Origin of the sequence: Mycolicibacterium pyrenivorans, assembly GCF_025821625.1 — a bacterium.
Classification (GTDB): domain Bacteria; phylum Actinomycetota; class Actinomycetes; order Mycobacteriales; family Mycobacteriaceae; genus Mycobacterium; species Mycobacterium pyrenivorans.
Genome location: NZ_JACKSH010000060.1, coordinates 44,434 through 63,035, shown reverse-complemented (window position 1 = coordinate 63,035; position 18,602 = coordinate 44,434). Strand labels below are relative to the sequence as shown.

Genomic DNA, 18,602 nt, shown 5'->3' with positions numbered 1-18,602 from the left:
CGTGAGCCCGTGACCCTGTGGCACCGCGCCCTTGCGTCGCCCGCGACGTTGTCCCCATGAGTTGAGGACTTGAGACCCTGCCGCGGCGACCAGCCGAAGGTGCAAGGTCGAGGGATGGAGCATCTGTCCGCGCTCGACGCGAGCTTCCTGCAGGCCGAGGACTCCGATCCGCACGTGAGCCTCGCGGTCGGCGCCGTGTCGATCATCGAGGGTCCGGCTCCCGACTACGGGGATCTCCTGTCGGTGTTCGCCGAACGGACACAGGGCATCCCACGCTGCACGCAGGTCCTGCACACGCGGCCGTTCGATCTCGGCGCGCCCGAGTGGGTCGATGACCCGCACTTCGACATCGCACACCACCTGCATCGCGCCGCGTTGCCGCACCCGGGCGGTGACGCCGAACTGTTCACGATGATCGCCGACATCATGGGGCGGCGGCTCGACCGCGACCGGCCGCTGTGGGAGTGCTGGATCATCGAAGGACTTGGCGGCAATCGATGGGCGACGGTGATGAAGATCCACCACTGCATCGCCGACGGCATCGCCACCGCGCAGATGCTCGCCAGGTTGAGCGACGACGGCGCCGGTGAGAGTTTCGCCGGCGACATCCGTGCGGCCCGGGAATCCAGCCCGTCGATCCTGGGCCTGCTGCGGCCGAGGCTCAACCCGTTGACCTGGATGGGCGACGCGTGGCGCGCGACACTCGCCGCCGGTAGCGCCGCCGAACACGCCGTGGTCGGGGCGGCCGAGCTGACCGCCCACGTGCTCACCGCCGGCCAGGAGTCGTCGCTGAACGGACCCGTCGCCGGGATGCGCCGCTACAGCGCGGCATCGGTGGATCTCGCCGTCATGAAAGGGGCGGCCCGCGATTTCGACGTGACGCTCAACGACGTGGCGCTGGCGGCCATCACCAGCAGTTACCGCGCCATGTTGCTCGACCGCGGGGAAACGCCGGGACCCCACGCGTTGCGTACGCTGGTTCCGGTGTCGATGCGCTCGGTGGGCGACTTCGACGTCACGGACAATCGGGTGTCGGCGATGCTGCCGTTGCTGCCGGTCGACGAACCCGACCCGGTCAGGCAGCTGGAGATCGTGCACCGGCGGCTGGCCCAAGCCAAGGGGAGTGGTCAACGCGAAGGCGGCAGTGCCCTGTTCGCCGCCGCAGGCAACCTGCCCTTCGTCATCTCGGCGTGGACGATTCGGCTCCTCACCCGGCTGCCGCAGAAGTCGGTGGCAGCGCTGGCCACGAACGTGCCGGGCCCTCGCGGGCGGCAACGGGTGCTGGGCCGGAATGTGTTGGAGATCCTGCCCATCCCGCCGATCGCGCTTCACCTGCGCACCGGCATCGCGATGGTCAGCTACGCCGGCAGGTTCTCGTTCGGGATCACGGCAGACTTCGACAGCGCTCCCGACGTCGACGCGCTCGCCCGCGGGATCGAGGACGCAGTAGAGCACCTGGCGGCGCTGGGCCGTTCCCGGGGGAGCACAACCTCCGTGGACGCACCGGCGAAACATCCGCCGGCGTCCTAACGAGACGAGAACACGCGCCCCCGCCGACGCCCGGGCGGCGGCGTGCCGGGCGCCGAGTCCGCTTCGGCGTTCGCGGCGATCTGGGCGAGCGTGGCCCGAAGGATGTGCCCGACGAACGGCCGGATCAGCCGCCAGTAACGCAGGAAGCGCCTGCGTGAGTCCGGATCGGTTGTCACCGTTCGGCATTCGTAGGTGAGCAGCGTTGCGGAGGTGCCGTACGGCAGCACGGAGAAGTTCGCCGCTATCTTGCCCCAACCCGGTTCGTCGAAGTTCCCGAAGTCGGCGGCGGAGACGTCACGCCACTCGATGTTGGGCTGCCAGAATCTTCCGACGGCGCCGAAGGTCACCTCGCGGTTCGGTTGCTCACCGAGGAACGTCCAGCCCGGGAGGCCCATCTCGGGGTCGATCACGAGCCTGGGCAGCGGCGGCGCGGCGTGGCCGGAGAGTCGGGCGGGCAGACTTCTCAGCCACATCGACAGGTCCAGAAGCGGCGAGTGGACGGTGAGAAGGTCGAGGTTGCGTGCAGCCGCAAAGGTCGTTGCCGGATCGGCTGCTACGACCGTGTGTTCGGCGATCACGGCGTCGAACGTGGGCATTGCCGAGTCGATGAGAAGCGCGACGGCATCGGATGTGGTCATGATGCAACCGTCGCCTGGTGCGCCGGTCAAACCTAGGGTCCATGGTCCTCGCCCCGACGACCGGGCGGCACCTGTTTGGAGATGTCCGGCCCCGCTGCCGAATGCGACCAACGCCCCCGATCGGCGGGACCAAGGTCACCGGTCTGTCAAAGGTGGTGCCGGCGCGCGGCGCAGTCGTTATGTTGACCACAAATGACCGAGTTCATGCGCAACAGCGACGCGTTCACGTGGGCGATGGAAAGCGATCCCCGGCTACGTTCGACCGTGGTGACCGTCATCCTGCTCGACCGGTCGCCGGACTGGGACGAGGTCCGTCGTCGCTTCGAGCTCATCTCCCGCAAGGTGCCGATGGTGCGCCAGCGGGTGGTGCCGTCACCGCCCCCTGCGCCGCCGAGGTGGGAGCCCGCCCCCGACTTCGACATCGACTTCCACATGCGCCGGGTGAGAGCACCCGCACCCGGCACCTTCGACACGGTGCTCGAGATGGCGCGGCTCGCGGCGATGGAGGACTTCGACCGGGCCCGTCCGCTGTGGAAGGCCACGCTGATCGACGGGCTCGAGGACGACCGCGCCGCGATGGTCCTCAAGTTCCATCACGCGCTGACCGACGGCGTCGGGGGCATTCAGATCGGGATGATTCTGTTCGATCTGTCGGAGGTCCCCGAGCGGCACGGCCCAGCGGCCGAACTGCCCGAAGTGCCCCCACCGCCGTGGCTGCGCGGCTACCGGGACACCGCACGCTACGACGCACGCCTGATGAGCGACGCGGTGATGGGCGCCGTGAAGATGGCCCCGAAACTGTTGTCCCGCAGCATCTTGCGGCCAGTGGACACGGTGTCGTCGGCCGCCGGGCTGGCTGCGTCGGTGTACCGGACGGTGCGCCCGGTGACGCGGACCGGCTCGCCGCTGATGAACAAGCGCAGCCTGATCCGCCGACTCGGGGTGTTGGACGTGCCGTTCGGCGGGCTTCGGGCGGCCGCCCACCGTGGCGGCGGTGCGCTGAACGACGCATTCGTCGCCGGTGTGGCAGGGGGGTTGCGCCGCTATCACGAACACCACGACGTCTCGGTCGGCGACCTGCACCTGACGATGCCGATGAGCCTGCGCGAAGAGGGCGACGAGATAGGCGGCAACCGGATCACCCTGATGCGGTTCGACGTGCCGGTGGGCATCGCCGACCCGGCGGAGCGGATCCGCCGCATCCACGACATCACCGTCAGGGTCCGTCAGGAGAAGTCACTGCCCTACACCCAGTGGATCGCCGGTGCGCTGAACATGATGCCGCGGTGGTACATCGGTTCGATCCTGCGCAACGTCGACTTCCTGTGCAGCGACGTGCCGGGGATTCCGGTGCCGGTGTTCCTCGGCGGGGCAAAGGTGTTGACCCAGTACGGGTTCGGTCCGACCATCGGCTCGGCCGTCAACGTCACGTTGTTGACGTATGTGGATGTGTGCTCGCTGGGTATCGACGTCGACACCGGCGCGATCCCCGACTACGACGTGTTCTACGACAGCCTCGTCGCGGGTTTCGACGAGGTTTTGCCTCGGCACCGCTGACACCTGACCGGGCGCGCGGATGGCACGGGCGGGCCAAGGTTGGCTCCGATGGCCCGCCGATGTCCCGGCGATCGGCGACATAGTGGGGTCAAGACCCACGCTCGGAGGACCCATGCACATCACCGCCGACTACGACCTGTGCGCCGGCCACGGCCAATGCCTGTTGGCCGCGCCGGATGTCTTCGACCTTCCCGACGGCGCAGAACAGGTCGTCATCCTCGACGCCGATCCAGCACCGAGCGAAAGAGACGCGGTGGTGCGTGCCGCGGCGATGTGTCCGGCGCAGGCGCTGCACATCGAGGACTGACTGCTCCTGCGCGAAAGACCGCGAAGGCCGTGCGCGAAAGATTCAGTGCGCCCGCGAGTCCGGCTCGGCCAGATCGTCGAGAAGCCCGCTCTGCCCGGCCAGTGCCGCCGCGGCGATACGACTGGTCACCCCGAGTTTGTGCAGCAACGACGCCACCATCCGCTTGGCGGTGCGCTCCGAGACCACCATCCGGGTGGCGATGTCGGCGGTCTCCATGCCGGTCGACAGCAGTGCCCAGAGCTTCACCTCCGGCGGGGTCAGTGCCTTGAGCACCGCGGCCGACGGCTTGCGGGTACCGCTGAGCAGGGCATCGAGCACCTTGGGGTCGACCACCCGAAGCCCGGCGGCGATCGTCGACAACGGCGCCGCCAGCGCCTCGGGGCGCACCGTCTTCGGCAGGAACCCCTCGGCGCCTGCCCGCAACGCCTCCTGGGCCAGTTCAACGTCGTCGGTGCCCGACAGCGCCAGAATCCGGGTCCGCGGGTGGCGGGCCTTGATGTGTCGGATGGCCGCGACTCCACCGAGCGGCGGCATCGAGAGGTCGACCACGGCCAGGTCGGCGTCGCACGACGTGGCCAGCTCGGCGGCCTCTTCGACGAACGTCGTGCGGCCGCCGATGACGAACAGCCCACCCCAGTCCCGGGTCAGCAGCAGCTCGAGACCCTCGGCGAAGAGCTCGTGGTCGTCGACGATGACGACGACGTACGGCGTCTGGCTCACCGACCCGAGGCTAATCGGAGGTGACGCCGATGATCGACGAATCGGACACCGGGTCCGCGTCGGTGCTTAGGGTCGGGCGATGAGCAACGTGCGTCGGCTCCGGTCGCTGGTGGTGCCCGACGGGGACGGGTATGGCCTGGCCCGCGTGGTGGTCGCGGTGCGCGTCGCCGTCGTGCTGTCCATCGTGGTGCTGGTGGCCACGGGCCCGGATTGGCTGCGACAGCGTTGGGGCGTGACCGCCGTGGTGCTTGGGGTGGCGCTGGCGTATGCCGGCCTGCTGATGGCCCGGCCCCGGTTCGAGGTGCGGCGGACTCGTTATTCGTGGCTGGTGTCCGCGGTGGACGCATCGGTCACCCTGACGCTGATCGGACTCACCGGTGGGGCGGCGAGCCCGGTGGTGGTGGTGCTGGTGCTGGTGGTCATCGCGTCGGCCGCGCGGCTCAGTTTCGTCGAGTGCCTGGTCCTTGCGGTGCTGGTGGGCGCCGCCTACGTGCTGGTGGTGCTCGCTTCCGGCGGTGTTTCCGGAGCGGCGCTGACGCCGCCGGCACAGGGTCTGTGGTGGGCGTTGTACCTGGTGTTCATCGCGGTGCTCACCGGTGGGCTGTCGCTGCTGGCGGAACGCGAACACCGGTCCCGGGTGCGCGCGCTGGTCGAGGCCGAGGCCGAGCATGCCGCCGCCGAGGAGGAACGCGATCTGCGAGCCCGCCTGCTGCGCTCCTACGAGAACCAGCAGGAGGGGCTGCAGGTGCTGCTTCACGAATTCCGCACGCCGGTGGCTTCGCTGGATGCGCTCGCGGGTGCGCTGACCGACACCTCGTCGCCGATGGATCCGGCGGACCGCGAGACCGCGATCGGGCTCGCCGGTCGGCACGCGCGACACCTGTCCGACATGCTCGATGCGCTGGCGGATGTCGCCCTGAGCCGTCGACCCGCCTTCGCGTCCGGCCAAGTGCGCCGGGTGGACATCGGTGCCCTCATCGGTGAGGCAGGTGACGCGGCCGGAGTGCAACCGCCGCGGCTGCAGGTCGCGGTGACCGGTGACGTGTCCGAAGTCCAGGTCGACGCGCAGGGTCTGCGGCGGGTGCTGACCAATCTGCTGGAGAACGCCGCCCGGCACGGCCGCGGGCTGCCGATCGACGTGGAGTGCGTGCGCGACGGCCATGTCCTGACCATCTCGGTGCTGGACCGCGGACCCGGTGTGCCCCAGGAGCATTTGGGGGAGCTGACCGAGAAGTTCGTCAGCCTGAGCGACCGGCGGGGCACCGCGGGCCTTGGCCTGTGGATCGTGGCGCAGATCATCGATGCGCTCGGTGGCACGTTGGCCTTCTCCGCCCGCGACGGCGGCGGACTGGCCGCAACCTTCCGCGTGCCGATCGACTGACGAGCACGACCTTCGCGATCCATGACCTGGCCCGTCCGGGCCGGTGATTGGCCCGCGCGTCAGGCGTATTCGGGCGACGTGGCGCCCACCATGGAGATAACCGCACGGTGAGCCGTGACACACCGCGCGGACGCCGCCTGAAAGGACTCCGATGAGCACCGCCATCGCCACCACCCACAAGGACATCGACCTGTCGGCCCGGTCGTTCTGGGCCAAGCCACCCGAAGAGCGCGACGAAGCGTTCGCCGTGCTCCGCCGAGAGAACCCGGTGTCGTGGAGCAGGCCCGCGGAATCCGATCTGCTGCCACCGGAGCTGAACACGAAGGGGTTCTGGTCGCTGACCAAGCAGGCGGACATCCGGATGGCCAGCAGGCATCCCGAGGTGTTCTCGTCGGCGCAGGGGATCACGATGGAGGACTTCGCACCCGAGATGATCGAGGTGGCGCAGTCGTTCATCGCGATGGACGCCCCTCGGCACACGCAGTTGCGCGGCATCACGATGGACGCCTTCAAGCCAAAGAACATGCGCCGGCTGGAGGGCTGGATCCAGGGCCACGCCCGCGACCTGATCTCCGAGATGTCGCACCTCGGTGAGGGCGACTTCGTCGACCTGGTCTCGGTGAAACTGCCCGGGCGCATATTCGGAAGCTTCTTCGGCCTGCCGGCCGGTGACATCCACGAGAAGACGATCGACGCCGCGCAGCGGCTGCTGGGCTGGCCCGACCCAGAGGTTTGCGCGGGGCGCTCCGGCCTCGAACTGTTCGGCGGGGCTGTCATGGAACTCCACGAGGTGGCGTCGCAGCTGATCCCCGAGCGCCGCGCCAACCCCGGTGATGACCTGCTGACCTGGATGGTGCAGGCCGAGTTCGACGGCAAGAAGATGACCGACGACGAACTCAGGGCGTTTTTCGTGCTGCTCGCCGTGGCCGCCAACGACACCACCCGCCACGCCTCGGCCCACGCGATCTACGCGCTGTCGAAGTACCCCGAACAACGCGACCTGTTGGTGGCCGACGTCCCCGGCCGGATCGGCACCGCCGTCGAGGAGGTGCTCCGCTGGGCGTCACCGTTGCTACACATGCGACGCACCGCCACCCAGGACTTCGTCATCGGCGATAAGGAGATCAAGGCCGGCGACAAGGTTGTGCTCTGGTACATCTCCGGCAACCGCGACGAGGACGTGTTCGACGAGCCTTTCACCTTCGACATCCTGCGAAACCCCAACCCGCACATCGCCTTCGGCGGTGGCGGCCCGCACTTCTGTCTGGGCGCCGCCTTGGCCCGCACCATGTTGAAATCACTGCTCACCGAGGTTTACACCCGGATTCCGGACATCTCAGCTCCCGAGCCGGGTTTCTTGGTGGCGAACTTCATCAACGGCATCAAGAGCCTGCCCGCCACCTGGACTCCCGAACGCGTCTAACCGAAAGGACATCGACACCATGAAGACGAAAGCCGCAGTGCTGTGGGGACTTCACCAGAAGTGGGAGGTCGAGGAGGTCGAGCTCGACGGACCCAAGGCGGCTGAGGTGCTGGTGAAGCTGACCGCCAGTGGCTTGTGCCATTCCGACGACCATCTGGTCACCGGTGACATGCCGATGCGCATGCCGGTCGTCGGTGGGCACGAGGGTGCGGGTGTCGTGGTCGAGGTCGGCGAGGGCGTCACCGAGGTCGCCGAGGGTGACCCCGTCGTGCTGAGCTTCATCCCCGCGTGCGGGCGGTGTACGCCGTGCGCTCGAGGGATGAGCAACCTGTGCGTGCTCGGTGCGGCGATCGTCGCCGGACCGCAACTGGACGGGACATTCCGCTTCCACGCCAGAGGCCAGGAACTGAGCCAGATGTGCGTTCTCGGAACGTTTTCGGAGTACACCGTGGTGCCGATGGCGTCGGTGGTCAAGGTCGATCCGGGCACGGCGTTGGACACCGCCGCGTTGGTGGGATGCGGAGTCACCACCGGCTACGGCAGCGCGGTGCGCACCGGGGAGACCCGCGACGGCGACACCGTCGTGGTGATGGGCGTGGGTGGCATCGGCATCAACGCCGTGCAGGGTGCCAGGATCGCCGGCGCGCGCAACATCATCGCGCTGGACCCGGTGGAATACAAGCGAACCCGCTCCCTGGAGTTCGGTGCGACCCACACCGCCGCCGACGTCGAGGAGGCCCTGGCGCTGGTGACCGAGGTGACCCGCGGCGAGCTTGCCGACGTGTGCGTGGTGTCCACCGACAGCGGTGAGGGCGCCTACGTCGCCCAGGCCCTGAGCCTGGTCGGCAAGCGCGGCAGGGTCGTGATGACGGCGATCCCGCATCCGACCGACACCACCGTCGACATGTCGTTGTTCGACCTGACCCTGTACGAGAAGCAGGTCCGTGGATCATTGTTCGGGTCGTCCAACCCGCGTCACGACATCGTGCGGATGCTGGAGTTGCACCGGTCCGGGCAGCTCAAGCTCGAGGAGCTGATCACCCGCGAGTACTGCCTGGAGGACATCAACCAGGGCTACGAGGACATGCACAACGGCGTGAACCTCCGTGGCCTGATCCGCTTCTGAAAGCGAGCTTTTCGATGACGACGATTCCGCATTACCAGATGTACGTCAACGGCAGATGGCGTGACGCGGCGACGTCGCTGGAGGTGCGTTCGCCTGCGACCGACGAGCTCATCGCGACCGTCGCGCAGGGCGACCTGAGCACCGTCGACGACGCCGTCGAGGCGGCGCGCTCGGCGCACGCCGCAGGCACGTGGCGCTCGATGACACCGGGGGAGCGCGCCGACATCCTCGATGCGATCGCCGACCGTCTCGCCACCCGGACGGACGAACTGACCGCACTTCAGGTCAACGAGAACGGTGCCACCGTCCGCGCAGCGGGCGCGTTCCTGATCGGCTACGCGATCGCCCACCTCAAGTACTTCGCGTCGTTGGCCCGATCGTATGGCTTCGAGACGACCGGTCCGCTGATCGAGGCGCCGACATTGGCCGCCGGGTTGCTGGTGAGGGAACCCATCGGGGTCTGCGCCGGCATCGTGCCGTGGAACTTCCCGCTGCTGCTCGCGGTGTGGAAGCTCGGCCCGGCACTGGCCGCGGGTAACACCATCGTGCTCAAACCCGACGATCAGACTCCTCTCACGCTGCTCGAACTGGCCAGGGCGGCAGACGAAGTCGGGCTTCCACCAGGTGTGCTCAACGTCGTCACCGGACCCGGTCCCGTGGTCGGGGCGCGCCTGGCCGAACACCCCGACGTGCGCAAGATCGCGTTCACCGGTTCCACGGAGGTCGGCAAGACCGTGCTGCGGGCGGCCGCCGACAACGTCAAGAAGGTGACCCTGGAGCTGGGCGGAAAGGGCGCCAACATCGTCCTCGACGACGCCGACCTCGAGTTGGCCGTGGACGGGACACTGTTCGGGTTCCTCCTGATGAGCGGGCAGGCCTGCGAGTCCGGCACCCGACTGCTGGTGCACGAGTCCGTTCACGACAGGTTCGTCGAGCTGCTGGTGTCGCGGGCACGCACCGTGGTGATGGGTGACCCGATGAACCCCGCCACCGACCTCGGCCCACTGATCTCGGCGAAGCAGAAGGCGCGAGTGGAGAAGTACGTCGCGCTGGGACAGGAAGAAGGGTGCCGCCTGGCCTACCAAGGTGAGCTTCCCGCGGATCCCGCTCTGGCACAGGGGCATTGGGTGGCGCCGACCATCCTGACCGGCGCGACGAACGACATGCGCATCGCGAGGGAGGAGATTTTCGGGCCGGTGCTGGTCGTCATCTCCTACGCCGACGATGCCGAAGCGGTGGCGATCGCCAATGACAGCGAGTACGGCCTGTCCGCCGGAGTCTGGAGCCGCGACAACCGGCGGGCGCTGGCGATCGCCCGTCAACTCGAATCGGGCACGGTCTGGATCAACGACTGGCACATGATCAGCGCGATGTACCCGTTCGGCGGCGTGAAGCAGAGTGGGCTCGGGCGCGAACTCGGGCCCGATGCGCTCGACGAGTACACCGAGCCCAAGTTCGTCCACGTGGACATGACCAACGACCGGTCGCAGCGGGCGTACGCGGTCGTCGTCTCGGCGCCGACGGCGTGAAGGGGAGCCGTGTATCCGGGCAGCCACGCGCAGAATGATCCCGACCGTCCTGCGGTGATCCTCGCCGAGACCGGGACGCAGGTGACCTACCGTCAACTCGACGACCGCTCGGCGGCTTTGGCGCGGGTGCTGTACGACGCCGGCCTGCGACGCGGTGACGTCGTTGCGCTGTTGTCCGACAACGCTGCCGAGGTGTTCGACGTGTACTGGGCGGCGCACCGGTCGGGCCTGTACATCACCGCCGTCAACAACCATCTGACCGTGGGGGAGGCGGCCTACATCGTTGCCGACTCCGGCGCGCGCGCACTGATCGTGTCCGCCGCGCTCACGGATCTGGTGACCGGCGTCGCCGCGCAACTCGAAGGCCCGGAGGTACGGCTGGCCTTCGGCGGCGACGTGCCGGGATTCGAAGGCTACGAGGCCGCCCTCGCCGCAGCCGGTCCGCGGTTGGCCGACCAGCCGTGTGGCGCGGTCATGCTCTATTCGTCGGGAACCACGGGGTTCCCCAAGGGTGTCAAGCCCGCGCTCCCGGAGCGTCGAGTCGATGAGCCGGGTGATCCGATCGTGGCGATCGCTCGGCATCTCTACGGCCTGACGGTCGACGACGTCTACCTCTCGCCCGCTCCCATCTACCACGCCGCGCCGCTGCGGTGGTGCGGAATGGTGCAGGCCCTCGGCGGAACCGTGGTTCTGACAGCACGTTTCGATGCAGAAGCCACGCTGAACTGCATCGAGCGGTATCGCGTGAGCGTCACCCAGATGGTTCCGACCATGTTCGTGCGCCTGCTCAAGCTCGACAAGGACGTCCGTAGCCGCCGAGACCTGTCGAGCCTGCGGATGGTGATCCACGCCGCCGCGCCCTGTCCTGTCGACGTCAAGCGGGCAATGATCGACTGGCTCGGACCGATCGTCTACGAGTACTACAGTTCGACCGAAGCGCACGGCATGACCTTCATCGATTCCGACGAGTGGCTCGCGCACCCGGGTTCGGTCGGGCGCGCCGTCCTCGGAGTGCTGCACATCTGCGACGACGACGGAAGCGAGTTGCCCGTCGGCGACGTCGGCACCGTGTACTTCGAGCGCGATCAGCTGCCGTTCGAGTACCACGACGACCCCGCCAAGACAGCCGAGGCGCAGCACCCGGACCATCCGTGCTGGACGACCGTCGGTGACCTCGGCCGCGTCGACGAGGACGGTTACCTGTACCTGGCCGACCGCAAGTCGTTCATGATCATCTCCGGCGGGGTGAACATCTATCCGCAGGAGGTGGAGAACTCGCTGGCGCTGCATCCCGCGGTCCACGATGTCGCCGTCATCGGCGTTCCTCACCCGGACCTCGGTGAACAGGTGAAGGCCGTCGTCCAGCTCGCCGCGGGGGTGGCGGGATCACCGGCGCTGGCCGCCGAGCTCATCGACTACACCAGGGAGCGGGTCGCCCACTACAAGGCGCCCCGCTCGGTGGACTTCGTGGACGAACTACCGCGCACGCCAACCGGCAAGCTCGTCAAGGGCGCCCTGCGGGACCGCTACCGACGGGAAACCGCGGCGCCGGCTGCCGCACCGTCCGCCCGCTGAACTGAGCGTGGTCACGCGGGACCGGCCTCGGGGCCGGAATCGTCGATCAGGGGCCCTCCGAGTACCGCATTCGCCGGATCCCGCATCGGTGTCGCGGCCTGCTCGGCCCGCAGCTTGATCCCTTGCAGCAACCCCCGGGTGATCAGCGCGGTCACGGGCCCGGCCATCTCGACCCCGACGACTTCGCCGGGGTGCCTCAACGACGTGCGGGTGCGGATCAGGAACCGGCAGCGGTCCTGCTGCCGGGGGAGCAGATGGAAGGACCACACGGTCTCCCATGGCATCCCCGGCCGGGTCCCACGGAGCACCAGGGTGGTGTCGTCGACGACGTACTCGACGGTGAGGGTGATCCCGCGGGGCAGACCCATCCAGCCCTGCGGCGCGAGCCGGACAGCGTCCCCCGGCGCGAGGTGCTGCCACTCGGGATGAATCCGGTCCGCGTCTGCTTGGCTCAGACCGATCAGCTTGGCGACCCTGTCGAAGCCGTACAGGCCGGCGCGGTCCTGACCTATCTGAACCAGCCATGGCCACACCGCCGTCGGCGGTGCGTCGATCCAGATGCCTTCGGTGGACTGGACCGAGGGGCGGCGGATCAACTCGTCCCCGGGCAGGTTCATGCCGCACTCTTCCTTGGTGGTGCCCCAATTGCGAAAGTACCGGCGGGCCGCATAGAGAAGCGCGGCCGTGCCGGCGAGCCGCACCACATTTCCAGTCATGCCGACACTCTGCGCCCGCGCCGGCCGGTGGGACTAGGGCCGGTAGTCCCTGATGCCGCGGTCGGTGAGCGGGGCACCTCACAACCCACGGGTCGCCACTCCGGGATCTCGTGCACCACGCAGACCAAGGGCCCGATGGGCCGGGACTTCCGTCCCTAGCGACGGCGGCCGGAAAGTGGTCGGATCGGGTTGTCAGATGGGGATACAGCCATCAGATCTGAGGAGGCACAATGAGCAAAGTTCCCGCGCAGAACCGCCCGCGGTCGTTCTTCCCGGAACTGTCCGAGTTCTTCGAAGGGTTCCCGTCCTGGGCAAGCATGAGGCCCGCGTTCGGCAGCCACATCATCCGGGTCGAGGACGAGACCAAGGAAGGCGGCTACGAGGTACGGGCCGAGATCCCGGGCGTCGACCCCGACAAGGACATCGACATCACGGTGAGTGACGGCGTGTTGACGATCAAGGCCGAACGGAGCGAGAAGAAGGAATCGAACGGGCGCTCCGAGTTCTCGTACGGCTCGTTCATCCGGTCGGTCACACTTCCCGCGGGCGCCGACGAGGACGCCATCAAGGCAAGTTACGACAAGGGCATCCTCACCGTGTCGGTGCCCGTCGCCGAGGCGGTCCCGGCGGCCGCAAAGCGCGTAGCGGTCGAATCCGCGAAGTAGCTGATTCGGTGGCCCCGGAGTGGTTGCCACTCCGGGACCCCGGGACAGGAGAACAACGATGAGCACTGACCATCCTGACCACGTCCTGAAGAACTGGACGGTGGAGGTGTCGATCGACGAGCACGAAGGCCTGACCCGGGCCAAGGCTCGGCTGCGTTGGCGGGAAAGGGAATCGGTGGGCGTCGGGATGGCCCGACTGAATCCGGCCGACCGCGACATCGCCGAGATCGGCGACGAACTCGCAGTCGCACGAGCGTTGTCCGACCTCGGCACGCGGATGCGGGCGGAGGCGGCCGAGGACATCGAGTCCGTCACCCACGAGCCGGCGTCATTCCTGTACTGACACAGCGAACCTTGTACTGACACAAGCGAACCTAGGGACGGAGAGAAGCGGTGACTCGTACACAGGGCCCGGCCCGAAGTGCGCCTAGGAGGGTCTTTCGTGATCGGCGTGAAGCCGGTCGCGTGTTGGTCGATCTACTCGGCGCCTACCGCGGCATCGAGGATGTCGTCGTTCTCGGCCTCGCCCGCGGCGGCATCCCCGTCGCGTGGGAGGTGGCCGCTGCCCTCGGTGTCCCGTTGGATGCATTCATCGTGCGCAAGCTGGGGGCACCCGGCCATGAAGAGTTCGCGATGGGCGCATTGGCCAGCGGCGGGCGGGTCGTCGTCAACGATGACGTATTGCGCGCGTTGCGGGTGTCGCCGCAGCAGCTCAGAGATGTCGCCGAACGCGAAGGACGGGAGCTTTCCCGTCGCGAAGCGGCCTACCGCGGCGGTCGCCCGCCGATCGACGTCGCAGGCAAGACAGTGATTCTCGTGGACGACGGGCTCGCCACCGGCGCCAGCATGCTGGCCGCGGTGCAGGCGTTGCGGGAGTCGGAGCCGGCCCAGATCGTCATCGCGGTGCCTGCGGCTCCGGAGTCCACCATCCGTGAGTTCGCCGGTCTGGTCGACGACGTCGTATGCGCGACGATGCCGACGCCCTTCCTCGCGGTGGGGGAGTCGTTCTGGGACTTCAAGCAGGTCAGTGACGAAGAAGTCCGCGACTATCTCGGCACTCCGACGGTAGGCGTGGCGACCGCGCGGATCCGGATCAAAGAAACCCCTGCCGAGGTGGTCGATCGCTGTGCGGTCGACGCTCCCGGTGGCGTACCGCCGGCAGAGGCCCTCGAAGAGATCATCGGCGATGCACGGATCGTGTTGATCGGTGAGAGTTCGCACGGCACCCACGAGTTCTACGAGGCGCGGGCCGCGATCACGAAGTGGCTCATCGAGGAGAAGGGCTTCGGTGCCGTCGCCGCCGAGGCGGACTGGCCGGACGCGTACCGGGTGAACCGCTACGTCCGCGGGCTGGGGGACGACCGGACGGCGACCGAGGCGCTGAGCGGATTCGAGCGCTTCCCGGCGTGGATGTGGCGCAACGTCGTGGTGCGCGACTTCGTCGACTGGCTGCACGGGCACAACCGACAGCGCCGGGAGATCGGCGGTGAGCAGACGGGCTTCTACGGCCTGGACCTCTACAGCCTGCACCGATCGATGCAGGAAGTGATCGCTTACCTCGACAACGTCGATCCGGTCGCGGCAGCGCGGGCCAGAGACCGATATGCGTGCTTCGACCACACCTCGGCCGACGACGGTCAGGCCTACGGGTTCGCCGCAGCCTTCGGCGCTGGACTGTCGTGCGAGCGCCAGGCAATCGATCAGTTGCTCGACATACAGCGCAAGGCGCTGGATTACGCGCGCCGGGACGGCCTGCTCACCGAGGACGAGGTGTTCTACGCCCAGCAGAATGCGCAGACCGTCCGCAACGCGGAGGTGTACTACCGTGCGATGTTCGGCGGTCGCGTCACGTCATGGAACCTCCGAGATCAGCACATGGCCCAGACGTTGCACGCCCTGCTGGCTCACATGGATCGCCACGGAGGCTCGGAGCCGGCCCGAATCGTCGTGTGGGCGCACAATTCCCATGTCGGTGATGCCCGTGCCACGGAAGTGGGCTCCGACGGACAGCTGACTTTGGGGCAGCTGGCACGGGAGCGCTACGGCCAGGATTCCCGGTTGATCGGATTTACCACGTATTCGGGCGCCGTCACCGCTGCCAGCCAGTGGGGCGGGATCGCGGAACACAAACTGGTCCGGCCGGCGCTGAACGGCAGCGTCGAGGAGTTGTTCCACGAAACCGGCAGGCCGGAATTCCTTGTCGCCGCGTCGATCAGTCACGCTGTCAGCGAACCTCTGGATGCCGTCAGGTTGGGACGGGCGATCGGCGTGATCTATCTGCCGGCGACCGAGAGGCAAAGCCACTACTACCACGTCCGCCCCGGTGAACAGTTCGATGCGATCATCCACATCGACAGGACGCGGGCGCTGGAACCGCTCGAGGTGACAAGCTCATGGTCGGAGGGTGAGAGGCCGGAGACGTATCCGACCGGTCTGTGACACCGCAGAGTCGGCTCAACGAACGGAGCACGCCCCGCATGCCGTCCCCCACGATCGTCACCTTGACGATGAACCCGGCACTCGACATCACCACCGACGCCGACGTCGTCCGTCCCACCGACAAGGTTCGATGCGCGGGTTCACGTTACGACCCGGGAGGCGGTGGCATCAACGTCGCGCGCATCGCCCATGTCCTCGGCGCCTCGGTATCCGCGATATACCCTGCCGGAGGGCCCACCGGCGAACTCGTGACCCAGCTGGTTCATGACGCCGGTGTGCCGCTGCGGCGCATCGAGATCGCCAATCCCACGCGAGAGAGCTTCACCGTCAACGAAACCAGCACGGGAAAGCAATACCGCTTCGTGCTTCCCGGGCCACGGCTCAGCGCCGCTGAACAAGCCCAGTGCCTCGAGGAAGTGCGGCGCGAGGCGGCCACGGCGAAATTCGTGGTGGCCAGTGGGAGCCTTCCGCCCGGCGTGCCGCCGGACTGGTACCAGCAGGTGGCCGACGTGTGCCGCGAGGTCGGTGTGCCGCTGATCCTGGACACCTCCGGCGGCGGTCTCACGCACGTGAAAAACGGGGTTTTCCTGCTCAAGACCAGCCTGCGTGAACTGCGGGAATGCGTCGGCCGTGACCTGGCCACCGAAGCCGACCAACTGGCTGCGGCTCATGAACTCGTCAACCGGGGAATCGCGGAATCGGTAGTGGTATCGCTGGGTTCGCAGGGTGCGTTGCTCGCGATCGGACACCACAGTCAACGATTCTCGGCCGTTCCGGTCCACCCGGTGAGCGGCGTCGGTGCCGGAGACGCGATGGTCGCCGCGATCGTGGTCGGCCTGAGCCGAGGACGGCCGCTGCCCGAAGCGGTGCGTTTCGGAATCGCCGCCGGGGCCGCCATGCTGCTGACGCCGGGCACCGTCGCCTGCACCCGCGAAGAGGTGGAGCATTTCCTGCGGCTCGTCCCCGACCCGGAAGACGTCGATGCTCTTCACACCTGAGATGCAGGGAGACGGTATAACCCGGCACCGGCGGTGATTCCGGCGGCTGCGGCGACGAGGAGGATGAGTCCGCCGTGTCTGACGCCACCGGCCGCGCGTTCGAAGGCGGCAGCCAACGACGCGGTGTGCAGCCCGGCGTCGTCGGCGACGGTGACACGCGCCGCGGGTATGCCGAGGCGGCCGGCAAGGGCAGCGCGGAATGCACTGTGCGCCGGGGCGGCGACGATCGCATCCACCTCATCGAGCGTGAGCGCCGATCCGCGCAGACATGCATCGACGGCCCCAGCCGCCGCCGCCGCGAACCTCTCGTCTTTGTCGTCGGCCGCAGCGAAGCGAAGCACATTGTGGTGGTCGATGAGTCCCACTGTGGCATTGAAGGTCTCGCCGTCATCGGGAATGCTGACCCAGTGAATGCGCTCGAGTCCGTCGTCGCTGTCGGACCAGTCGCACAACAGTGCCGCCCCAGCGGGTGAGAACGGAAAATCGTCGCTCATCCCGTGGCCGGGATCGGCGTCACCGGCCACCACCAGTGCGCAGTCGACTGCTCTGGACCTCAGGAAACCGTCGACGATCTGCAGCGCGGTGAGCACTCCGCAGGTGCCGTTGGAGATGTCGAAGGAGAACGTTCCCTGCCCGCCTGCGTGGGGATCTTCCGGATTGGCGCCGATGTCCTGCTGAATCATCGCCGCCATGGCCGGTTCGCCCAGGTTCCGGTCGCGGTAGATCCCGGCGTTGACCAGAAGCTCCACGTCGTCGGGGTCGCGCCCGGCGCGCTCCAGACAGTCCTTGGCCGACTTCACCGCAAGCCTCAGCGCACTCCGCCGGGTGAGCCAACCGCCCTCGGTGAGGGCGACCCGTTCAATTACCGTGCCCATAGCGACCCACCAGTTCCTCGTCCAACGTCACGAGCAGGACACCGATCTCCAGCCCGGAGGCCAGCGCGATGAGCGCGATGGTCTCCCCGGCCCGGATGTGCCCCGCCTCGAGTTCCTCGACGAGGGCAACGGTGTGCGTCGTGGACGCGGTGTTGCCGTAACGGTCGACGGTGATCACAGCATCGTGGCGCGGGCCCTCCCCGAAGGACTCGGACACCTTGGCCATCCCCTTGCGGATCGCGCGCGCCGAGGTCTGATGCGTGATCACGTGATCGATGTCGTGCATCGAGATGCCGACGGCGTCGAGCACCTCGTGCAGCAGCAACGGGGTGTTCGCCATCGCCGCTCGATGAATTCCCCTGGCATCGGTGAACATTCGGGCGCCTGGCTCGTCGCCCTTGGGATAGCCGAGGCAGAGGCGGCTGTAGTCCGCCACTGTCGTGAAGCCGGCGAGCTCGATGCCCCCCGATCCCGCGTTGGCGCGTTCGAGAAGGAGTGCCGCCCCCGCGTCGCCGAGGGTCAGCGAGGCCAGTTCCTTGCTGACGATGTTGCGGATGTGCCTGGCCGCGTTCTGGCCGAGCTGCGAGATGTACTCGCCGCTGACCACAAGCACGCGTTCGGCCAGTCCCTGCCGGATCCAGTTGTTGGCCACCGTGACACCGGTGAGCATTCCGGCACACGCGTTCGACAGGTCGAACGTCTGCGCGTCAGGCGCCCCGATCGCGGTCGCGACGGCGCGGCTCATCGTCGGCTCCAACCACTGCGTCAGGCCGCCGTGAAACTTCGTGATGCTGCAGCTGATGACGACATCCACCGATGACCCCGCGCGTTGCGCCTTGTCGAGGCAGTCGAACGCCGCCGCGGTGGCGAGGCTGTACGAATCCTCGTCACCGACCGAGATGCGCCGCTCGCGAATCCCGGTCAACCTCTCCAGATCGATGCGGGTGCGATGGCGGGTGCTCGACATCAGCTCCGAGGTGCTCAGGTGCGTCGGCGGCAGGTGGCGTCCCGCCCCGGCCAGACGGGTGCGAAACGGTGCGGAGTCCTGCCCGCCCGGGGGCTCCATCAGCAGCCACTGTGTCCGGGTCATCGCCACATCGTGACCGTGCGGTGCGCAGCCCCG

General features: G+C 67.9%; 17 protein-coding genes. 12 read left to right on the top strand and 5 right to left on the bottom strand.

Annotated features, from left to right (window positions below; all coding sequences use genetic code 11):
- The first annotated feature begins 114 nt into the window (after positions 1–114).
- Positions 115–1,530, top strand: coding sequence for a WS/DGAT/MGAT family O-acyltransferase (locus tag H7I57_RS08555; RefSeq protein WP_264022988.1), 1,416 nt, complete (start codon positions 115–117; stop codon positions 1,528–1,530).
- Here H7I57_RS08555 and H7I57_RS08550 read toward each other — a convergent pair.
- Positions 1,527–2,168 carry a hypothetical protein gene (locus tag H7I57_RS08550; protein ID WP_264022987.1) on the bottom strand — a complete coding sequence of 214 codons (642 nt, stop codon included), beginning with the start codon at positions 2,166–2,168 and terminating at the stop codon, positions 1,527–1,529. The genes H7I57_RS08555 and H7I57_RS08550 overlap by 4 nt on opposite strands.
- A 192-nt stretch (positions 2,169–2,360) precedes the next feature.
- Between H7I57_RS08550 and H7I57_RS08545 the strand changes: the two genes are divergently transcribed.
- Positions 2,361–3,725, top strand: coding sequence for a wax ester/triacylglycerol synthase domain-containing protein (locus H7I57_RS08545; protein WP_264022986.1), 1,365 nt, complete (start codon positions 2,361–2,363; stop codon positions 3,723–3,725).
- A 112-nt stretch (positions 3,726–3,837) separates the two neighbouring features.
- A complete protein-coding gene (locus H7I57_RS08540; protein WP_264022985.1) occupies positions 3,838–4,032 on the top strand; it encodes a ferredoxin in 195 nt (64 codons plus the stop codon).
- Positions 4,033–4,074: 42 nt separating this feature from the next.
- Here the strand turns inward: H7I57_RS08540 and H7I57_RS08535 are convergent, their stop codons facing one another.
- Positions 4,075–4,752 carry a response regulator gene (locus H7I57_RS08535; protein WP_264022984.1) on the bottom strand — a complete coding sequence of 226 codons (678 nt, stop codon included), beginning with the start codon at positions 4,750–4,752 and terminating at the stop codon, positions 4,075–4,077.
- Positions 4,753–4,831: 79 nt separating this feature from the next.
- Here H7I57_RS08535 and H7I57_RS08530 point away from each other — a divergent pair, with 79 nt between their 5' ends.
- The 5 genes from H7I57_RS08530 to H7I57_RS08510 all read left to right on the top strand — a co-directional run bounded on the left by H7I57_RS08530 (position 4,832) and on the right by H7I57_RS08510 (position 11,786).
- Positions 4,832–6,133 (top strand): sensor histidine kinase, encoded by a 1,302-nt coding sequence (locus H7I57_RS08530; protein ID WP_264022983.1) that lies wholly within the window; start codon positions 4,832–4,834, stop codon positions 6,131–6,133.
- A gap of 151 nt (positions 6,134–6,284) precedes the next feature.
- The gene (locus tag H7I57_RS08525; RefSeq protein ID WP_264022982.1) at positions 6,285–7,556 is read left to right on the top strand and encodes a cytochrome P450; all 1,272 of its coding nucleotides are present in this window, start codon (positions 6,285–6,287) and stop codon (positions 7,554–7,556) included.
- A gap of 19 nt (positions 7,557–7,575) precedes the next feature.
- Positions 7,576–8,682, top strand: a complete 1,107-nt coding sequence (locus H7I57_RS08520) for an NDMA-dependent alcohol dehydrogenase (protein WP_264022981.1) — start codon at positions 7,576–7,578, stop codon at positions 8,680–8,682.
- Positions 8,683–8,696: 14 nt separating this feature from the next.
- Positions 8,697–10,211 carry an aldehyde dehydrogenase family protein gene (locus tag H7I57_RS08515; protein WP_264022980.1) on the top strand — a complete coding sequence of 505 codons (1,515 nt, stop codon included), beginning with the start codon at positions 8,697–8,699 and terminating at the stop codon, positions 10,209–10,211.
- 9 nt (positions 10,212–10,220) lie between these two features.
- Positions 10,221–11,786 (top strand): AMP-binding protein, encoded by a 1,566-nt coding sequence (locus H7I57_RS08510; RefSeq protein WP_264022979.1) that lies wholly within the window; start codon positions 10,221–10,223, stop codon positions 11,784–11,786.
- An 11-nt stretch (positions 11,787–11,797) separates the two neighbouring features.
- On the opposite strand, the gene H7I57_RS08505 is transcribed toward H7I57_RS08510, so the two are convergent.
- Complete coding sequence (locus H7I57_RS08505) at positions 11,798–12,502, bottom strand: SRPBCC family protein (protein ID WP_264022978.1); 705 nt, start codon at positions 12,500–12,502, stop codon at positions 11,798–11,800.
- 230 nt (positions 12,503–12,732) lie between these two features.
- Here H7I57_RS08505 and H7I57_RS08500 point away from each other — a divergent pair, with 230 nt between their 5' ends.
- From H7I57_RS08500 to H7I57_RS08485, 4 genes are read left to right on the top strand one after another with little or no spacing between them, the layout of a single operon-like run.
- Positions 12,733–13,167 (top strand): Hsp20/alpha crystallin family protein, encoded by a 435-nt coding sequence (locus H7I57_RS08500; protein ID WP_264022977.1) that lies wholly within the window; start codon positions 12,733–12,735, stop codon positions 13,165–13,167.
- Between the two features lie 58 nt (positions 13,168–13,225).
- Entirely contained in the window at positions 13,226–13,510 is a 285-nt protein-coding gene (locus H7I57_RS08495) for a DUF1876 domain-containing protein (RefSeq protein WP_264022976.1), read from the top strand.
- A gap of 50 nt (positions 13,511–13,560) precedes the next feature.
- Complete coding sequence (locus H7I57_RS08490; protein ID WP_264022975.1) at positions 13,561–15,606, top strand: erythromycin esterase family protein; 2,046 nt, start codon at positions 13,561–13,563, stop codon at positions 15,604–15,606.
- A gap of 38 nt (positions 15,607–15,644) precedes the next feature.
- Positions 15,645–16,604 carry a 1-phosphofructokinase family hexose kinase gene (locus H7I57_RS08485; RefSeq protein ID WP_264022974.1) on the top strand — a complete coding sequence of 320 codons (960 nt, stop codon included), beginning with the start codon at positions 15,645–15,647 and terminating at the stop codon, positions 16,602–16,604.
- On the opposite strand, the gene H7I57_RS08480 is transcribed toward H7I57_RS08485, so the two are convergent.
- Complete coding sequence (locus H7I57_RS08480) at positions 16,595–17,479, bottom strand: 3-oxoacyl-[acyl-carrier-protein] synthase III C-terminal domain-containing protein (protein ID WP_264022973.1); 885 nt, start codon at positions 17,477–17,479, stop codon at positions 16,595–16,597. The two genes, H7I57_RS08485 and H7I57_RS08480, sit on opposite strands and share 10 nt — an antisense overlap.
- Positions 17,463–18,569 (bottom strand): 3-oxoacyl-ACP synthase III family protein, encoded by a 1,107-nt coding sequence (locus H7I57_RS08475; RefSeq protein ID WP_264022972.1) that lies wholly within the window; start codon positions 18,567–18,569, stop codon positions 17,463–17,465. Before H7I57_RS08475 ends, H7I57_RS08480 begins: the two co-directional genes overlap by 17 nt.
- Positions 18,570–18,602 lie beyond the last annotated feature (33 nt).